Genomic DNA, 18,261 nt, shown 5'->3' with positions numbered 1-18,261 from the left:
TCACCTCCTTGTTTTTTGTTGTTCAACATAACGCTTAATCGTTTCACTCGATACGTTCCCTGCGGTAGATACAAACTAGGAACGTGTCCATAGACTTGGCAAGTGTTGAAGATGAGGAAACTCTTCTCTTAATTTTCTTGAAGTTACTTCTTTGATTTTTGCCATAATATCAGCGGGACTAAGCGTTGGTAGTGTATGAAGAAACATATGTGTATGGTCTTTGTCGCACTCTAAAGCAACAATGACAATTTTCAATTCTTCACATATTTCTTGTACCAACTGTTTAAATCGTTCCTCTACATCAGTACGAAGGAATATTTTCCTTCTATACCGGGGACAAAAAACGAAATGATAGTAAAGAATGATACGGTTGTATTTGTTCCTCTATATTCGTTCATATACACATTGTATTAGTTTTGCTTATAAACTCCAACAGATATACAATAAAAAAGAGTTAGCTTTCCCATTCAGAAAATCTGTAATAAAACAATAACTTTTAATATTTAACACTATAGGAAAGATACTTTCGTACTCTTAATTAAATAAGAATATGAAAGTGTCTTTTTTGTTTTAAGCTCTAATGTAAATACTTTAAAGTCTTTGTAAGTCCTTTGCCTTATATCATAACTTACATTTTACTTTTCATGCCTATATTCCTGCTTTCCACACCTATTATAAAACATTAGGTGAGAATAATTGTAATTTTTTTAGGTAAGAGGTTGAATATCCTATGTACGTACATTATAATGAAAAAGTTGTAAAAAAATATCAAAATAAGGGGAATTTGATATGCCAGTAACTGAAAGAATTGTAATAGATGCTCATCCTTCTATAAAAAAAATGTTGTCTGAAATATCAAAAGAATATGAAATAACTATGAAGGATGTAGTTTGTAGCTTAATAGAAAGCAAATATAAAGAATTGCAGCTGAGGAAACAAGGAAAAAAAAGTGAGCATCTGCTTAATTTAAATCCAGATGATTTAAAAACTAAGATAAATTAAGAAATTATTATAGTTTTTATTAGCATTTTAGTTTTTTAACCTAAATGAATAGGAATGTCAACGTTTTAATTTAGAATACATACTAAAACAATTATGCCCGTTTCAGGAAGTGTTGGTGTCATTTATTTTGGCTAGAACATAAAATCAATCAGAGAAGCAAATGTTTTTCTCACATAGGAGTATCATATGCAAAAAAATAGTTTCATGAAGGGATGTTTATGGGGATTAGCTATTGCCATTCCCATTTGGGTATTTATTATAGTTTCGATATACCATTTTATAGGATAGAAAGGGTTAAAGGATCAACGATAAACCATTACATAAGTAGTTTCATAACTACACCAAAAATTCTCTCTAAACGCATGATAGTTCTAGAATCATTTTAAAACTTGAATAATAGGTGAATCATTTCATAACTCTACTATCTTATAAACGAGGGTAGCGCTTTCATTAAGAATTTAGTATATATTCTGTAAAAAATGTAAAGATGATCTTAAAGCTAAGCTTTCAATCGGAAAACACTTGAAATACACCCTTATTTTTCAAGTTATTTTACCTTTATAATAAAGTGAATTAGAGTATTCTTTAATGTTCTATCTTTACTAAATTAATAGATCAAAAACCTTTGGAGGTCATCATGGAGAAAACAATCAGCCTAAAAGAGTTGCTTCAAACATTAAAGAAACGTCTCTTGCTTATTATTATTATCACAGCTATTTTTACAGCAATAAGTGGAATAGTTAGTTACTTTTTTCTAACACCAATATACCAATCTTCAACACAGATTCTTGTGAATCAGGAAAAAAGTGAGAATGCAGTTTATAGTCCTAATGAAGTACAGACCAACCTTCAATTGATCAACACATATAATGCCATCATTAAGAGTCCAGCAATCTTAGATAAGGTCATTAAAAAGGAAAATTTAGAAATGACTACTGGAGAATTGAACAAATTAATTTCTGTTTCAAACGAACAAGAATCACAAGTTGTCAATATTACAGTACAACATAAAAATCCAAAAGATTCGAAGAATATTGCAAATACGATTGCAACAACATTTCAAAGTGAAATTAAATCTATTATGAATGTTGATAATGTGAGCATCTTAACAAAAGCCGAATTAGGTGCACGGATTAAACCTGATCCTATATTAAATATGATCATTGCTTTAGTAGTGGGATTAATGGTCAGCGTAGGTGTAGCGTTCTTACTTGAGTACTTAGATAACACACTTAAAGAAGATCAAGATATCGAAGACCAACTTGGTCTTCCTGTCCTAGGCGCAATAACTATTATTAATATAGATGAGGCCACAAGGAAAAACGGTAGCAAAATATATATTAATGAAACAAGGGGTGATTCAATTGGCTCGTAAAGATAAAGAGAAGATTTTTCAGTTAAGAAATAGAAGTTTAATTTCTTTAACAAATCCAAAATCATCAATAGCTGAACAATTTCGAACACTTCGTACAAATATTCAATTTTCAAGTGTTGATACGGATTTACAGTCAGTGGTTATTACATCTCCCAATCCAGCGGAAGGAAAATCAACAATAACTGCTAATCTTGCTGTTGTATTTGCTCAGCAAGGAAAGCGTGTTTTGTTAATCGATTCTGATTTACGTAAACCGACTGTCCATTATACATTCCATACAGAGAACCATGTTGGTTTATCTAATGTCCTAACTAGACAAGTAACACTTCAAGAAGCAGTGAAGACATCTAGACAAGAAAATTTATGGGTTTTAACGAGTGGACCGATTCCACCAAACCCTTCAGAACTTCTTGGTTCAAAAGGTATGAATGCTTTATTGAACGAGGTAAAGAATGAATATGATCTCATTATTCTTGATTCACCACCAGTATTAGCTTTGACAGATGCGCAAGTATTGGCAAATTTAACTGACGGAGTGGTTCTTGTTATTAGTAGCGGGAATACACAGATAGATTCTGCCAAGAAGGCAAAGGAACTACTCGAGAGTGCGAAAGCGAAAATTCTTGGGGTTGTACACAATAATAAAAAAGAGAAAGATACCCCTTACTACTATGGAGAAAAATAAGAAGAATCTACAAAAAGTCCGTTGGAGGCGAGTAGTTTGATTGACATTCATAGTCACATTTTGCCTGGTGTTGATGATGGTGCGTCAGCCATGGAAGATGCTGTTAATATGGCGAGACTAGCGCTGGACGAAGGGATTACGAAGATAATTGCTACCCCACATCACCAGAATGGAATGTATTTTAACAAGAAACAAGATATTTTAAAAAGAGTAAAAGAGCTCAATAATGTGCTTCAAAGTGAGAATATTTCCTTAGAGGTTTTGCCAGGTCAGGAAACACGAATTTATGGATCGTTGTTAGATGATTTTGAGAAGGGGGATATTCTAACTCTTAATCACACAAACTATTTATTTGTTGAATTGCCTTCTGGGCATGTTCCAAGGTATACGGAACAACTCCTGTTTGAGATGCAATTAAAAGGGGTGACACCAATTATCGTGCATCCGGAGAGAAATGCTGAAGTTTTGAAGAACCCTGAGAAATTACTTAGTCTTGTTAAGAAAGGTGCGCTTACCCAGCTTACTGCTGGTAGTTTGACGGGACACTTTGGGAAAAAGGTGCAGAAGTTTTCGTTACAGTTGATTGAGGCAAACTCTACCCATTTTATTGCTTCTGACGCGCATAACACGTCAACAAGAAATTTTCATATGAGGGAATCGATTTCTAAAGTACATAAAGAATTTGGGAGTCAGGTTGTTTATTATTTTCAGGAGAACGCTGAGCTTCTCGTGCAGGATCAATCTGTATACAGACAAGAGCCAAGTAAAATTAAGTGTAAAAAATTTTTAGGAATTTTTTAATTTTGCTAATAGGAGAGAACTATGAGTAATTTTAAGGACTTACCAAAAACAATAAAAAAAGCAGTTCGCTATATCTACCAAGATGCACCGTTAGAGAAATTAGTAGATATTCAAAAGGTAATAAATGATGCAATTGATAAGAGAAAAAGAGAAAGTACTAGATAGACATTTATAGATGTCTAATTAGAGAGTACAAACGTTGCTTTTTTTTATCAGATATCTTTTATAATAAAATTTTATGTAAAGAAGGGGTCAAATTGAGTTACTCAAAGCGAGTTTCATTGCTCATAGGAATGGATTCACTTATCGTCCTATTCTCGATATTTATTGGATATTATATTCTAAATCCTTATTTTAACGTCTACAGTCTAGAAATGTTAATGATTAGTTCTTTGACCTTACTGTTAAGTCATCATGTATTTGCTTTTATTTATCGCTTATATCATAAGGCTTGGGAATATGCAAGTGTAGGAGAGCTTATTGCAATTGTGAAAGCTATCACGTTCTCAATCGCAACCGCGGCCATTGTTCAGTTTCTTGTAAATGGAAATACATACGTTCGAGTGTTATTCATTACATGGCTTTTACACATGTGCCTTATAGGTGGATCCCGATTCTCTTGGAGAATGGTTAGAGGAAGGTTTATTAGATCAAACATTCAGACAAAGAATGCACTTATTGTTGGGGCAGGTGCAGCTGGTACTATGCTTGTTCGCCAATTATTAAAAAATAATGACAGTAAACTAAAACCAGTTGCTTTTGTAGATGATGATATAAAAAAACAGAAGCTTCAAATTTATGGCGTAACGGTACTTGGAAAAATAGAAGATATCCCCGATATTGTAGACAAGAGAGAAATTGATCATATTATTATTGCGATTCCATCACTTAGCAAATTTGAAATTCAAAGAATCTATCAGGAGTGTAGTAAAGTAAAGGCCCAAATAAAAATTATGCCAATGATAGAAGATATTATTACAGGTAAAGTATCCGTCAATCAATTCCGGGATGTGCAAGTTGAGGATTTACTGGGACGTGATCCAGTAGAGCTTGATATTCAAAGTATATCTAAGAAGTTAACCGGAAAGACGATCCTTGTGACTGGTGCAGGGGGATCTATTGGTTCAGAAATCTGCCGACAAGTAAGTAAATTCAAACCGAAAAAAATGCTGTTACTCGGGCATGGAGAAAATTCAATTTATTCTATTGATATGGAATTAAAGAATCAATACAAGGATGAATTTGAAATTATCCCTATAATTGCAGATATACAGGATCGTCACCGGATTTTTGATGTCATGGACATACATAAACCTGATGTTGTTTATCATGCGGCTGCTCATAAGCATGTTCCTTTAATGGAATATAATCCAAAGGAAGCCGTGAAAAATAACGTAATTGGTACAAAGAATGTAGCAGAAGCCGCGGATACCTTTTTGGTTAGTACTTTCGTACTTGTTTCATCTGACAAAGCAGTTAACCCAACAAATGTAATGGGTTCTACCAAAAGGATTGCGGAGATGGTTATTCAAGAATTAGACAAACATAGTCAAACGAAGTTTGTAGCTGTTCGTTTTGGAAATGTCCTTGGTAGCCGTGGTAGTGTTATTCCATTATTTAAAAGACAAATTCAAGCTGGAGGACCAGTTACTGTTACACATCCTGATATGACAAGATATTTTATGACCATTCCGGAAGCATCACGTTTAGTAATGCAAGCTGGTGCACTAGCTTCTGGTGGTGAGATTTTCGTTTTGGATATGGGAGAGGCAGTAAAAATAGTTGATTTAGCAAAAAATCTAATTCGTCTGTCTGGCTATGCAGAAGATGAAATTGGCATTAAATATTCTGGGATTCGTCCAGGGGAAAAGATGTATGAGGAACTCTTAGGGGAGAATGAAATTCATGGTGAAGCTGTGTTTCCTAAGATATTCGTTGGCAAATCGGTCAAGGTAGATTATTCTCAAGTGAGAAATTTAATTGAAAATTATGAAGGTTATAATTCATCATACATTAGGGAGTATGTTTTGGGATTGGCTAATAAAAAAGATGTATTATCCGTGAAGAGCGCTAACTAAATTTAGGATAGATGTTTATATTATAGATTCACAAAATATACCTGAGAATGAAGCACATTAATATGGAATCATTGCGTCCTTTTAAAATACTAGGTTTGAATTATTTTATTGAGAGAATGGAACCAAATAATGATCCTTAATATTTTAATTCGAAGTGTTTTAATTTAATTGATTCGTAGAGTAGGTTAGAGGCGTCAAGCGAGGAAATGAGACAAATATTCACAAAAGTGAGGAATTCTAAAATGATTACTACTAAAAAAAGAAATATACCTTTCTCTCCACCTGATGTTACAGATGCAGAAATTGATGAAGTTATAAAAGCTATGAAATCCGGTTGGATTACAACTGGCCCTAGAACGAAGGAGTTTGAGAAGAATATAGCTCAATATATTGGTACTAATAAGGCTGTTTGTTTAAATTCTGCTACAGCAGCTATGGAACTTACACTTCGAATTTTAGGAATTGGTCCAGGAGATGAGGTTATAACTTCTGCATATACCTATACAGCATCTGCCTCAGTTATAGATCATGTTGGGGCAAAAATTGTGCTAGTTGATACTGCTCCAGATTCTTTTGAGATGGATTATTCGAAGCTTTCTGAGGCTATTACGGAGAAAACAAAAGCCATTATTTCTGTAGATATAGCCGGCAAGATGTGTGATTACGATACAATATATGAGATTGTAGAAAGCAAGAAAGAACTATTTAAAGCTAACAACCAACTTCAACAGTTATTTAATAGAGTAATTGTAATGACCGATGCGGCTCATGCTTTTGGGGCCGTAAGAAATGGTTTAAAGTGTGGACAGGTTGCAGATTTTACTTGCTTCTCTTTTCATGCAGTAAAGAACCTAACAACAGCTGAAGGTGGAGCAGTGGTTTGGAACAGAGACCTAGGATTGGATGATGAATGGCTGTATAAGCAATTCATGCTATATAGCCTTCATGGTCAATCTAAGGATGCTCTAGCTAAAACACAAAAAGGCGCATGGGAGTATGACATTGTTTATCCCGCATATAAGTGTAACATGACCGACATTATGGCTGGTTTTGGCTTAATACAATTAAAAAGATATGAAAGCCTATTGAAAAAGCGAAAAGAGATTATTAAAACATATGATAAAGCACTTTTACCATTAGGTATTCATAGCTTACAGCATTACAATGAGAACTTCTCTTCTTCCGGTCATCTTTATTTAACAAGAATACCTGGTATTAACGAAGCCAAGAGAAATCAAATAATAGTTAAAATGGCTGAGGCTGGGATTGCATGTAACGTTCATTATAAGCCATTACCTATGTTTACGGCTTATAGGAACCTAGGATTTGACATTAAAGATTTCCCAAATTCCTACAATCAATATGTGAATGAAATTACCCTTCCACTCCATACTCTTTTGAGCAATGAGGATGTGGAATATGTAATAGAGAATCTAAAAAGGATTTTAAATGAAATATAAAGTGGGATGACAAAATGTATAAGTATTTCTTTAAAAGAGTATTTGACTTAATAATAGCAATATTAGCCCTTCCATTCTGGTTTGTTATTTTAATGATTATAGGACCAACTATTTATTTCCAGGATAAAGGTTCCATTTTCTACAATGCTCCGCGTCTAGGCAAGGATGGAAAAGTTTTTAAAATGTATAAATTTCGTTCTATGAAAATGAATGCACCCGACCTTAGAAATGAAGATGGTTCAACTTTTAATGCCGAAGATGACCCTCGATTAACTAAGATTGGAAAATTCATTCGTAAAACAAGTCTTGATGAAACACCGCAACTGTTAAATATTATCAAAGGTGACATGAGTATTATCGGACCAAGGCCTGACTTGCCAGAACATCTTAAATTATACAGAGATAACGAAGAACGAAAACTAGAGGTTAGACCAGGAGTTACTGGATATAACCAAGCTTACTTTAGAAATACTGTGCCTTGGAGAGAGAGAATCCAACATGATATCTACTATATTGATCATCTCTCCTGGCTGATCGATGTTAAAATATTTTTTAAAACTGCTATATCCGTTTTGAAGCGTGAAGATGTATTTATAGATGATAAGAATACTAAATCAAATAAAAATACCGGCATAGGATCCTAAGGTAGGAGTTTATTTATGAGGGGAAAAGAATTAGAAAATACAGTAACTTTCAGTGAATTAAAGTGGGATACCGAGTTTTTTGGGGTTATTAGTGCTAGAGCCACTTTACATAAGTCTCTCACATTGAATCAATGGGATGAGTTAAAAGTAAAGTTTAAAGATTTTCAGTTCATTACAATTGTGAATCAAAATTCAGAACCTACAAATGCGTGGATAATAGGAAAAGATACTTCATCATTTTTATCGGATGTCAATATTCAATTTGTTAAGAAACTTTTAGGTCCATATGAATTTCCAAAAAACGTTACTATTCATAACTCCCTAAAGAAAAATGATCAAATCATCAAAATGGCAAATTTTCAGTTTTCAAAATTTATAGAGGATCCTGAATTAGCTAAACGTGGAGGCGATCAAGTATATCGTCAATGGGTTATAAATTCTTTTAACAGACCAGACAAGTTTTACGTGTTATCCAGGAATGAAAATGATGAAATAAATGGTTTTCTTTTATATTCCTATTCAGATAAGACATGTGTAATTGAGCTTATTGCTGTATCTCAAGATCAGAAGAATACTGGTATTGGAACTAGCTTATTTAAAGCCGTGGAATATGAAGCATATAAAAATGACTGCAGGAAAATTAATGTAGGTACCCAAGTACGGAACACAAGAGCAATTAACTTTTATAATAAAGTTGGATGTAAACAAGTAGGATGCCATCAAGTTTATCATTTGTGGAATTTTTAGAATGGATTGCACAAAAAAACGTTGTCATCAGAGATTGAGGAGAGATTCTTTTGAAAGTACTATACATTGCAACTTCATTTCCGGAGCCTGAGAAGGGAGCTACAATATATACAGATCTGGCAGAAGCATTAAATGAAGCTGGACATGATATTACAGTAGCTGTATCTGAACAAGCGAAGAATAAACAACATACGGAAATGAAGAAAGAACGTGGTTTTGATGTCTTGCGAACTGTTACTGGAAACTATTACGATGTAGGTTTTATAGAAAAAGGTATAACTACATTAAAAATACCATTGTTAATGAAAAAAAGTATTAAAAAGTATTTAGGAAAACAGAAGTTTGACTTCATCTTATTTGAATCACCACCAGTGACTAACGCAAATTTGGTAGCATGGGCAAAAAAATATTTCAATTGTCCGTCCTATCTAATGCTTAAAGATATTTTTCCTCAGAATGCAGTAGATTTAGGAATTATAAATGAGGGCGGCATTTTGCACCGATATTTCAAAAGAAAAGAAAAGAAATTATTACAATCTGCAGACTATATTGGCTGTATGTCTGATGCCAATAAGAAATATGTGATAAATAACAATGCATGGATTGATTCGACAAAAATTGAAATATTCCCTAACACCAAGAAATTGACAAATAATATAAATCCAGAAAAATTTCTAATGAGAAAAAGGTTTGGAATCCCTGAAGATACATGTGTTTTTCTTTTTGGTGGAAACATGGGGAGACCACAGAATATCGATCTTTTATGCGAAGTTATTAAAGGGTGCAAGGAAGAAAAAGATATATATTTCCTCTTTATTGGCAGGGGAACAGATAGATATAAATTGGAGCAAACAATAGAAGAGTTTGGTATTAACAACGCTCAGGTGATTGAGAACCTACCAAGAAATGAGTATGAACAGATAACTAAAGAATGTGATGTTGGACTGATTGTACTTGATCCACGGTTCTCTATACCAAACTATCCATCTCGTATCCTATCTTACATGGAGTACGCTAAGCCTGTAATCGCAGCTACTGATAAAGTGACAGACCTTAAGGAATTGATTGAAGAGGCTAATTTTGGTAGTTGGGTATGGTCAGGTGATACCCAGGATTTCATAAATGAAGTTAGAGAAATGTCTAAATCAGAAAAGTTGAAGATGATAGGTATCAACGGCCGCAATTATTTAGAAGATAAATTTAATGTAAAACGTTCTGTTGAAATATTAGAGAGCCATTTCAAAAAAGTGAGGTAAAGAATATGTTTAAAGATAAAACTCTATTAATAACGGGTGGTACAGGATCCTTCGGTAATGCAGTTATGAAGGGATTCTTAGATACTGATATAAAAGAAATTCGTATTTTTTCACGGGATGAGAAAAAACAAGATGATATGAGAAAACAGTATAAAAATGCTAAGCTTAAGTTTTACCTTGGAGATGTAAGAGATTTAGCAAGTGTTAAAAATGCTATGCATGGTGTTGATTATATCTTCCATGCTGCTGCATTGAAGCAAGTACCTTCATGTGAATTTTTCCCAATCGAAGCTGTAAAAACTAACATTTTAGGTACAGATCATGTTTTAACAGCTGCAATAGAGTATGGCATTGAAAAAGTAATTTGTCTTTCAACTGACAAAGCAGCCTACCCAATCAATGCAATGGGCATATCGAAGGCAATGATGGAAAAAGTTTTCGTAGCAAAATCTAAAACTGTGTCTCCAGATAAAACTCTCATTTGTGGAACGCGATATGGTAATGTAATGGCTTCACGTGGATCGGTAATCCCATTATTTATTGAACAGATTAAGAATGGACAGCCTTTAACAGTAACTGACCCAAATATGACAAGATTTCTAATGAGTTTAGAAGAAGCAGTCGAGTTAGTTATATTTGCTTTTCAAAATGCTGAGGCGGGAGATATTATGGTCCAAAAATCCCCTGCTAGCACTATTGGTGATCTTGCCCAAGCTATAAAGGAATTATTTAATGTTGATAATGAAATTAAAGTTATTGGAACTCGACATGGGGAAAAGCGCTATGAAACTCTTCTCACAAAAGAGGAATATGTAGTAGCAGAAGATTTAGGTGGTTTCTTTAGAGTTCCTGCTGATACAAGGGACCTTAACTATGACAAGTATTTCGCCGAAGGAGATAAAAAACTTACCACTATAGGGGAATATAATTCTGATAATACACAAATTCTAACCATCGAACAAATTAAAGAAAAGCTACTTGAATTAGAATATGTTCAAAACGAATTGACAAAATGGACTAAAGATGTGCACGTAATAAACTAAAGGATGGAATTAATTTATGAATATTCTTGTTACAGGTGCAAAAGGTTTTGTAGGGAAAAATCTTATCGCCGAGCTTAAAAATAGAGGATATAATAATATATTTGAATTTACTAGAGAAAGTGACCTATCATCGCTTGAAGAATATACAAAAAAATGTGATTTTGTATTCCATTTAGCTGGTGTAAATAGGCCACAGAATGAAAGTGAATTTATGGAAGGTAATTTTAGTTTCACTGCTCAATTAATAGAATTACTTAGAAAGCATGAAAATAAAGCCCCTATTCTGATTACTTCATCTATTCAAGCAGAAATGGATAATCCTTATGGAAGAAGTAAGAAGGCTGGAGAAGATTTGCTAATTAATCATTATATGGAAACAGATGCGAAAGTCTATGTATATAGGCTCCCGAACTTATTTGGCAAGTGGAGCAAACCTAACTACAATACGGTTGTAGCTACATTTTGTCACAATGTAGCTAGGGGTATGGATATCCATGTAAATAATCCAGATACAGATCTTAATCTATGTTATATAGATGATTTGTTAGAAGAGTTTTTAAGAGCTCTAGAGGGAAAACCCACTATTCAAAATAATTATTGTATTGTACCCAAAACACATAATATTAAACTTGGGGAGTTAGCTGAGCTAATAAAGAGTTTTAAAGAAAGCAGAGAAAATTTAAGTATTCCAAATATGAAAGAGGAACTAAGTAAAAAGCTTTATAGTACTTATTTAAGCTTTCTACCGGAAGATATGTTTTCATATGATCTCAAAATGAATATTGACCATAGAGGGTCTTTTACAGAATTTATCAGGACGCCTGAGAGAGGCCAGGTTTCGGTAAACGTATCAAAATCTGGAATAACGAAAGGTAACCATTGGCATCATACTAAAAATGAAAAATTCCTGGTAGTAAGTGGGGAAGGTTTAATTAGATTTAGAAAGCTACACTCGGATGAAATAATTGAATATAAAGTAAGTGGATCAAAGCTGCAAGTTATAGATATTCCAACTGGATATACTCACTCAATCGTGAATGTAGGAGAGAATGATCTCGTAACAATAATGTGGGCAAATGAATGCTTTGATTTAGAAAAACCTGACACATATTACCTGGAGGTTTAAAAGAAATGAATAAAATAAAAGTTATGACTATAGTAGGAACAAGACCTGAAATTATAAGATTATCTGAGGTTATAAAAGCTTGTGACAAGTACTTTGATCATACTCTAGTCCATACAGGACAAAACTGGGATTATACACTTAATGATATATTCTTTGAAGAGTTAGGCTTAAGACAACCCGATCATTTCCTAGGAGTTGTAGGTGAAGACCTTGGGGAAACTATGGGAAATATTATTTCCGCATCATATAAAATTTTGAAACAAGAACAACCGGATGCTCTATTAATTTTAGGGGACACAAATAGTTGTTTAAGTGCGGTTTCAGCTAAACGTTTAAAAATACCTATCTTTCATATGGAAGCTGGAAATCGCTGTTTTGATCAAAATGTTCCTGAAGAGATTAATAGAAAAATTGTGGATCATGTTTCAGATATTAACCTTGCGTATACTGAGCATAGTAGAAGATACCTGCTATCAGAAGGTATTAAAAAAGAGCATATTTTTGTTACTGGTTCTCCTATGGCAGAAGTTTTATATAAAAATATGGATAAAATAGAGAAAAGTAATGTATTAGATGAACTTGGACTGGAAGCAGAAAAATATATCTTAGTCTCTGCTCACAGGGAAGAAAATATTGACAATGAAAAGAATTTCTTATCATTAATGAACGCTCTCAATAATATTGCTGAAACGTATCAATTACCTATTATTTATTCTACTCATCCAAGAAGTTGGAAGAGGATTGAAGAAAGTGGATTTAAATTTCATAAGCTAATAAAACAATTAAAACCTTTTGGATTTTTTGATTATAACCAGCTACAATTGAATTCATTTTGCACACTTTCGGATAGTGGAACCTTATCTGAGGAATCTGCAATACTTGGTTTCCCAGGTGTATTAATAAGAACGTCCACAGAAAGACCGGAAGTTTTAGATAAAGGAACAGTCGTAATAGGTGGCATTGCAGAACAAGATATTGTACAATCTGTAGAATTATCTCGTGAAATGTCAAAAAATCAAGAACAGGTGGAATTAGCATTAGATTATACAGATAAAAATGTTTCTGTAAAAGTCGTCAAAATAATTCAAAGCTACGTAAAAATAATTAATAAGGTTGTATGGAATAAATAGAAATCAAATATTTTAATGATGTTTAATACTAAAGCAAAAAAATATATACAAAAACCTATGGAGTATTTAAATGCAATTACTTGATAAATCCCAAAAAAACATGTCTTCAAAACGTTTTTCTTTAAAGAGAAATTTTACTTACTCGCTAGCAGGAAATTTGAGCTATGCTTTTAGTCAGTGGATTATAGTAATGTTGATAGCGAAGTTTGGTACACCTGAAATGGTTGGAAGATACTCATTAGGTCTAGCGATAACGGCCCCTGTTTTTCTATTCTTAAATGTTAATTTGAGAGCGATACAAGCAACTGACACTAAAAGTGAGTACAATTTTATTGATTATTTCTATAATAGAAATATTACAAATTTAATAGGTGTATTGGTTGTTCTTTGTATTATTAGTGGACTTAATCTAAATAAAGAGACTCAAATTATTATATTTATTATGAGTATATGTAAGTTTCTAGAAACTATATGCGATGTATCTTTCGGCTTGTTTCAACAAAATGAAAGAATGGACTATGTATCAATGTCCAAGGTTATTCAGAGTTTATTATCTATACTTTTTGTCACTTTTGCGATTGTCACTTTTAATAATCTATTTTTAGCAGTTGTTTTAAATGGGGTATCATTCTTGTTAACATTTATATTTTATAATTTGTATAAAATATATAAGATTACGGGGATAAAGCTAGAAACGGAAGTATTTAATATTAAAAATAACTTTAGCTACAAAAAGGTATGGTCGCTATTTATTATTGGATTACCTTTAGGAATTGCTGCTTCGCTTGACTCGTTTAATGCAAATATTCCTAGATATTTTTTACAGTACTTTATGAATGAAAAGTATGTAGGGTACTTCTCTGCTATATTTTTTATTATGGCGAGTGGAGGCACTATAATTACTGCATTGGCCCAATCCGCAACGCCAAGATTGGCTCGTCTATATAATGAAAGTACAAAACAGTTTGTTTTATTGTTAAAGAAGCTTATTGTATTTGCAATAGTTTTAGGGCTCCTTGGCATTATTATAAGTTTATTTTTTGGGGACTTAATATTATCGGTTTTATACAGTCCAGATTACAGTAAATTTAATATTCTTTTTATTTTATTAATGATTGCTGCGACTATATGGTACATATCAAGTTTTATAGGAACTGCTTTAATGGCAACTCGGAAATTCAATAGTCAAATGCTAATTTATATTATTACTACAGTAGTTTCTATCATTGGTGCAATATTTTTAATACCTTCATATGGATTATTGGGTGCTGGTCTACTAATTATACTTAGCCATATAGCAAGATTAATAGTTACTACATTCATCTACTGTAAAATTATAAAAAATAGGGTTAGGTGATTTTTAACTACTTAAGAGATTTAGTATTTAGTAAGCAGTATTAAATACTAAATTTTTGTTTTTGATTTATACAAATATTATGGAGGTAGCCATGGCAGAGAAAAAAACAATTTTAATATTTACTCCTTACTATGTCCCAGGGTTCAAAGGTGGAGGACCTATACGATCTATTAGTAATTTAGTGGCTAGTATAGGTAATGATTTTAACTTTAAAATCATTACCTATGATAGAGATTTAGGGGATGAAAGTCCATACGATGGTATTGTACAGAATTCCTGGAATGACCTTGGAAATGCAAAAGTATTTTATGCTAGTCACAAATGGTTGTCCTTCGGTAATATAAAAAGCTTATTAAAAAACACTGAGTACGATTCAATTTATTTAAACAGCTTCTTTTCATTTAAGTTCTCTATAGTACAAGTTTTATTAAGAAAGTTAAAATTAGTTCCTTACCGGCCTATAATATTAGCGCCTAGAGGGGAATTTTCACCAGGAGCTCTTAACATCAAGAAACTAAAAAAATCAGTTTTTATGACACTATCAAAATTAATAGATATGCATTCTAACGTCATTTGGCATGCCACAAGCTTTGAAGAACAAGAACATATTAAACAAAAATTCGGGAATGCAATAGCAACCCAAGTTGTCCCTAATCTTCCTTCAATTAATAAAGGAGACTTTAAAAATAGGGAGAAAGAGAAAGAAAGCTTAAAGTTAGTTTTTTTGTCTAGAATCTCACCAAAGAAAAACCTAGATGGTGCCCTTAGAATGTTAAAGGACGTATCTTTCCCGTTAACATTTAATGTATATGGACCAATTGAAGACTTAGATTATTGGAAAGAATGTCAAAAGATCATAAAAACCCTACCAAGTAATATTAAGGTTAATTATCAAGGGGAAATTAATAACAATAAAGTTCAAGATGTTTTTAAAAGACATGATGCATTTTTCTTCCCTACTCATGGAGAAAATTATGGTCATGTTATAGTTGAAGCCCTATTATCTAAGTGTCTGGTAATCTTGAGTGATCAAACTCCATGGAGAGAACTAGAAAAAAGTGGTGTTGGTTGGGATATTCCACTTGGGGAACATAACCGTTTTTCTGCAGCATTTAAAGAGATTTATAACATGGATGATATTGAGATGAAAAGAAGGTCAGATAATATTAATGAATATATTAATAAGCATATTATAGATACTAGTGTAGTAAAAGATAGTATTATGCTTTTTTCATCGGGAATCACGAAAAATTAAATTCCTTAAAATAACCCTCTTACAATGCTTTACCTCTTTTACTAAGGATATTGACCTTTATCAGAGAAATAGCCACGAACTTTTAAGAGGACTAACGAGGGAAATAGAGTATCAAGAGCGTTTGTGAAGGAAATCCTAACTTTTCTTAAATTTGAAAGGAAGGATTTCCATATCCTACGCCTATGAATAACATATCAACAAAAAAATATTAATTAACCCCTGTTTTTCCCTGATATAAAAAGATTTGGGATGACAGAAATAATTAAGAAAAAATATTAATTGATAGTGAGAAGGTTATAATGATCATTGCGTTTGTTGCTTTTTTATTGTTAATCATCCTATTAGTGCCTATGATTCGATGGAGAAATCAGGGAGGAGAAATTTTAGCTCCCAGAATGGTTGCATTCTTTTTCCTAATTATATCAACTGTTCCATACTTATTCACTATATCTGGAAACAATTTTATTATTTATCCCCTTATTTTAAGTAAGATTGGATTAAATAATCTAAATCAATCGATCGCATATTTTGCGTTTATTTTAGTTATTGGCTCTTTATCCTTACTTTTAGGATTAAAATTACCACTAATTGAAAAGTTTACAAAGATTCCAGTCATAGCAAGAATTGAAAGCGGAAAAAGGTACCTTTTCGCGTTCTTCGTTACCTTTGGTCTAGGTTTTTCAGGATATATGCTATTTTTGAAACAAGTAGGGGGCTTTAATTCACTAGTTACTAATTTAAATATTAGAACTCAATTGACTGCCGGCAATGGTTACCTAATGTCCCTTACTACTACTTTGTTAATGATGTCAGTAGTATGTTATATTTGTAGCTTTAGATTTAAAAAAACATTTTTGAAATATTTATTTTTAGTTCTTTTAATTTTATGTGTGGCGTTTATATTATCATCATTTGGCGGTAGAAAGCAGACTCTTCAGTTGATTGCGTTTTGCATCATCGCTTGGCACTATGGAGTTAAACGTTTTAAACGGATACCCGTAAAGATATGGTTACTAGTTCCTCTTTTATTAGTATACATCATAGCTGTACCTATATTAAGGAATCCTGCAGGCGTTGATTACTATATGAATACCCCAGGAGCTTTAATAGAGGAGATAGGGAATAATATAGGGAAATTAACCCAGCAAATAAGTTATGTAGATAACTATTTATTGGTTTTAAACCATTTCTCTATAAATAATATTTGGCTTGGTCGGAGCTTTATTGATCTTTTATATGCTCCTATTCCTAGTTCAATATTTCCGAATAAACCACCAAGTGATGAAGGGGTCTATTTACAGACAATTGTACAAAACTGGTACTTGGAAGTTAAACCTTCTATGCCATTTAAAGATTTATATCCATCATCGTTTCCCTCAGAAACGTTAGGGACTATGTATATGAACTTTTGGATACCTGGAATTGTTTTAGGGATGTTTCTACTAGGTATTATTTACAAATTAGCATATCATTATATGAAAAGATCCAATTACAATGGTTTTTCTATAATGGTATATTGTTTTATTATGTTGAACTTTCATCTTAGTAACTTAAGGATAACTCAGACTTTAATGAGTATAATAATTATATTCTTCTTTTTCATTGTTCTATTTCCAGGCAAAAAAATAGTAAGGTAATTGAATATCTACATATAATTTTCATTTTAGTGTATGTTACTGTCAAAAGATCCACTTAGATGGTAACAGCATATAAAAATATATGTAATTATTCTTCTGATGAACTATTTATATATATTAAACTATTAATAATAAAAATAGGTATGGAAATTTTATATTGTGGATTTCAACAGTGGAACATAATAATTTAACCTAATAGTTAATTTAAAATTACGGAAAATATTATTCTAGAAAAAGGGTGTTTTGTGTGAAAATTGCAGTAGCAGGGACAGGTTATGTCGGATTAGTAACAGGTGTATGTCTCGCTGAACACGGATATTTTGTCTCATGTGTAGATATCGATGAAAACAAAGTTAAATTAATGCAGTCTGGTATATCTCCAATATATGAACAAGGATTAGAGGAGCTAATGGTTAGTAATATGGAGAGGCTAAATTTTACTACCAATTATAAAGAAGCATATAGAAGCGCAGATGTAATTTTCATAGGTGTTGGCACGCCTGAAAAACAAGATGGTTCAGCTGATTTAAGCTCTGTTTATGCAGTAGCATTACAAATTGCTCAAAGTATTGAAAAAGATTGTGTGGTTGTCATAAAGTCAACTGTACCAATTGGAACAAACGATAAAATAGAGAAATTTATCAAAATTAATCTTACAAATAATG

At 32.5% G+C, this 18,261-nt stretch carries 17 protein-coding genes and 1 pseudogene; 17 read left to right on the top strand and 1 reads right to left on the bottom strand.

Going from position 1 to position 18,261, the window contains the following annotated elements; translation table 11 throughout:
* A pseudogene (tnpA, locus tag SB717_RS27795) lies at positions 1-398 on the bottom strand (IS200/IS605 family transposase).
* Between the two features lie 391 nt (positions 399-789).
* On the opposite strand from tnpA, the gene SB717_RS27790 reads away from it, so the two are divergent.
* The 17 genes from SB717_RS27790 to SB717_RS27710 all read left to right on the top strand — a co-directional run.
* Positions 790-1,002 (top strand): hypothetical protein, encoded by a 213-nt coding sequence (locus SB717_RS27790; RefSeq protein ID WP_410905832.1) that lies wholly within the window; start codon positions 790-792, stop codon positions 1,000-1,002.
* A 637-nt stretch (positions 1,003-1,639) separates the two neighbouring features.
* The gene (locus SB717_RS27785) at positions 1,640-2,377 is read left to right on the top strand and encodes a YveK family protein (RefSeq protein ID WP_410905830.1); all 738 of its coding nucleotides are present in this window, start codon (positions 1,640-1,642) and stop codon (positions 2,375-2,377) included.
* Positions 2,367-3,062, top strand: a complete 696-nt coding sequence (locus tag SB717_RS27780; RefSeq protein WP_410905828.1) for a CpsD/CapB family tyrosine-protein kinase — start codon at positions 2,367-2,369, stop codon at positions 3,060-3,062. The genes SB717_RS27785 and SB717_RS27780 overlap by 11 nt, the downstream gene beginning before the upstream one ends.
* A gap of 36 nt (positions 3,063-3,098) precedes the next feature.
* Positions 3,099-3,863, top strand: coding sequence for a tyrosine-protein phosphatase (locus SB717_RS27775; RefSeq protein WP_410905826.1), 765 nt, complete (start codon positions 3,099-3,101; stop codon positions 3,861-3,863).
* 21 nt (positions 3,864-3,884) lie between these two features.
* Positions 3,885-4,028 carry a hypothetical protein gene (locus SB717_RS27770; protein ID WP_410905824.1) on the top strand — a complete coding sequence of 48 codons (144 nt, stop codon included), beginning with the start codon at positions 3,885-3,887 and terminating at the stop codon, positions 4,026-4,028.
* A gap of 92 nt (positions 4,029-4,120) precedes the next feature.
* Complete coding sequence (locus tag SB717_RS27765; protein WP_410905822.1) at positions 4,121-5,941, top strand: polysaccharide biosynthesis protein; 1,821 nt, start codon at positions 4,121-4,123, stop codon at positions 5,939-5,941.
* A gap of 242 nt (positions 5,942-6,183) precedes the next feature.
* Entirely contained in the window at positions 6,184-7,401 is a 1,218-nt protein-coding gene (locus tag SB717_RS27760) for a DegT/DnrJ/EryC1/StrS family aminotransferase (protein WP_410905820.1), read from the top strand.
* Positions 7,402-7,415: 14 nt separating this feature from the next.
* Positions 7,416-8,045 (top strand): sugar transferase, encoded by a 630-nt coding sequence (locus SB717_RS27755; RefSeq protein ID WP_410905818.1) that lies wholly within the window; start codon positions 7,416-7,418, stop codon positions 8,043-8,045.
* 15 nt (positions 8,046-8,060) lie between these two features.
* On the top strand, positions 8,061-8,792 hold the full coding sequence (locus SB717_RS27750) for a GNAT family N-acetyltransferase (protein WP_410905816.1): 732 nt from the start codon (positions 8,061-8,063) through the stop codon (positions 8,790-8,792).
* Positions 8,793-8,842: 50 nt separating this feature from the next.
* Positions 8,843-10,048, top strand: coding sequence for a glycosyltransferase family 4 protein (locus SB717_RS27745; RefSeq protein WP_410905814.1), 1,206 nt, complete (start codon positions 8,843-8,845; stop codon positions 10,046-10,048).
* A 5-nt stretch (positions 10,049-10,053) separates the two neighbouring features.
* Positions 10,054-11,091: a polysaccharide biosynthesis protein gene (locus SB717_RS27740; protein ID WP_410905812.1), complete on the top strand. Its 1,038-nt coding sequence runs from the start codon at positions 10,054-10,056 to the stop codon at positions 11,089-11,091.
* Positions 11,092-11,107: 16 nt separating this feature from the next.
* Positions 11,108-12,217: a capsular polysaccharide biosynthesis protein CapF gene (locus tag SB717_RS27735; protein ID WP_410905810.1), complete on the top strand. Its 1,110-nt coding sequence runs from the start codon at positions 11,108-11,110 to the stop codon at positions 12,215-12,217.
* Positions 12,218-12,222: 5 nt separating this feature from the next.
* Positions 12,223-13,347, top strand: coding sequence for a non-hydrolyzing UDP-N-acetylglucosamine 2-epimerase (gene wecB, locus SB717_RS27730; RefSeq protein WP_410905808.1), 1,125 nt, complete (start codon positions 12,223-12,225; stop codon positions 13,345-13,347).
* A gap of 70 nt (positions 13,348-13,417) precedes the next feature.
* Positions 13,418-14,704, top strand: coding sequence for an oligosaccharide flippase family protein (locus SB717_RS27725; RefSeq protein ID WP_410905806.1), 1,287 nt, complete (start codon positions 13,418-13,420; stop codon positions 14,702-14,704).
* Between the two features lie 91 nt (positions 14,705-14,795).
* Complete coding sequence (locus SB717_RS27720) at positions 14,796-15,959, top strand: glycosyltransferase family 4 protein (RefSeq protein ID WP_410905804.1); 1,164 nt, start codon at positions 14,796-14,798, stop codon at positions 15,957-15,959.
* A 299-nt stretch (positions 15,960-16,258) separates the two neighbouring features.
* A complete protein-coding gene (locus SB717_RS27715; RefSeq protein WP_410905802.1) occupies positions 16,259-17,596 on the top strand; it encodes an O-antigen polymerase in 1,338 nt (445 codons plus the stop codon).
* A gap of 247 nt (positions 17,597-17,843) precedes the next feature.
* On the top strand, positions 17,844-18,261 hold a 418-nt coding region (locus tag SB717_RS27710; RefSeq protein ID WP_410905800.1), incomplete at its 3' end, for a 3-hydroxyacyl-CoA dehydrogenase NAD-binding domain-containing protein.

The sequence above is a fragment of the Priestia sp. SIMBA_032 genome (genome assembly GCF_046535215.1).
Classification (GTDB): domain Bacteria; phylum Bacillota; class Bacilli; order Bacillales; family Bacillaceae_H; genus Priestia; species Priestia aryabhattai.
The sequence above is the reverse complement of the archived record's forward strand: the minus strand, read 5'-3'. Positions and strand labels throughout refer to the sequence as shown.

Coding starts and splice junctions, on each gene's coding strand:
- SB717_RS27715 (WP_410905802.1), top strand. CDS start 16,259: ATGATCATTGCGTTTGTTGCTTTTTTATTGTTAATCATCCTATTAGTG.
- SB717_RS27770 (WP_410905824.1), top strand. CDS start 3,885: ATGAGTAATTTTAAGGACTTACCAAAAACAATAAAAAAAGCAGTTCGC.
- wecB (WP_410905808.1), top strand. CDS start 12,223: ATGAATAAAATAAAAGTTATGACTATAGTAGGAACAAGACCTGAAATT.
- SB717_RS27760 (WP_410905820.1), top strand. CDS start 6,184: ATGATTACTACTAAAAAAAGAAATATACCTTTCTCTCCACCTGATGTT.
- SB717_RS27735 (WP_410905810.1), top strand. CDS start 11,108: ATGAATATTCTTGTTACAGGTGCAAAAGGTTTTGTAGGGAAAAATCTT.
- SB717_RS27725 (WP_410905806.1), top strand. CDS start 13,418: ATGCAATTACTTGATAAATCCCAAAAAAACATGTCTTCAAAACGTTTT.
- SB717_RS27785 (WP_410905830.1), top strand. CDS start 1,640: ATGGAGAAAACAATCAGCCTAAAAGAGTTGCTTCAAACATTAAAGAAA.
- SB717_RS27740 (WP_410905812.1), top strand. CDS start 10,054: ATGTTTAAAGATAAAACTCTATTAATAACGGGTGGTACAGGATCCTTC.
- SB717_RS27755 (WP_410905818.1), top strand. CDS start 7,416: ATGTATAAGTATTTCTTTAAAAGAGTATTTGACTTAATAATAGCAATA.
- SB717_RS27750 (WP_410905816.1), top strand. CDS start 8,061: ATGAGGGGAAAAGAATTAGAAAATACAGTAACTTTCAGTGAATTAAAG.
- SB717_RS27720 (WP_410905804.1), top strand. CDS start 14,796: ATGGCAGAGAAAAAAACAATTTTAATATTTACTCCTTACTATGTCCCA.
- SB717_RS27790 (WP_410905832.1), top strand. CDS start 790: ATGCCAGTAACTGAAAGAATTGTAATAGATGCTCATCCTTCTATAAAA.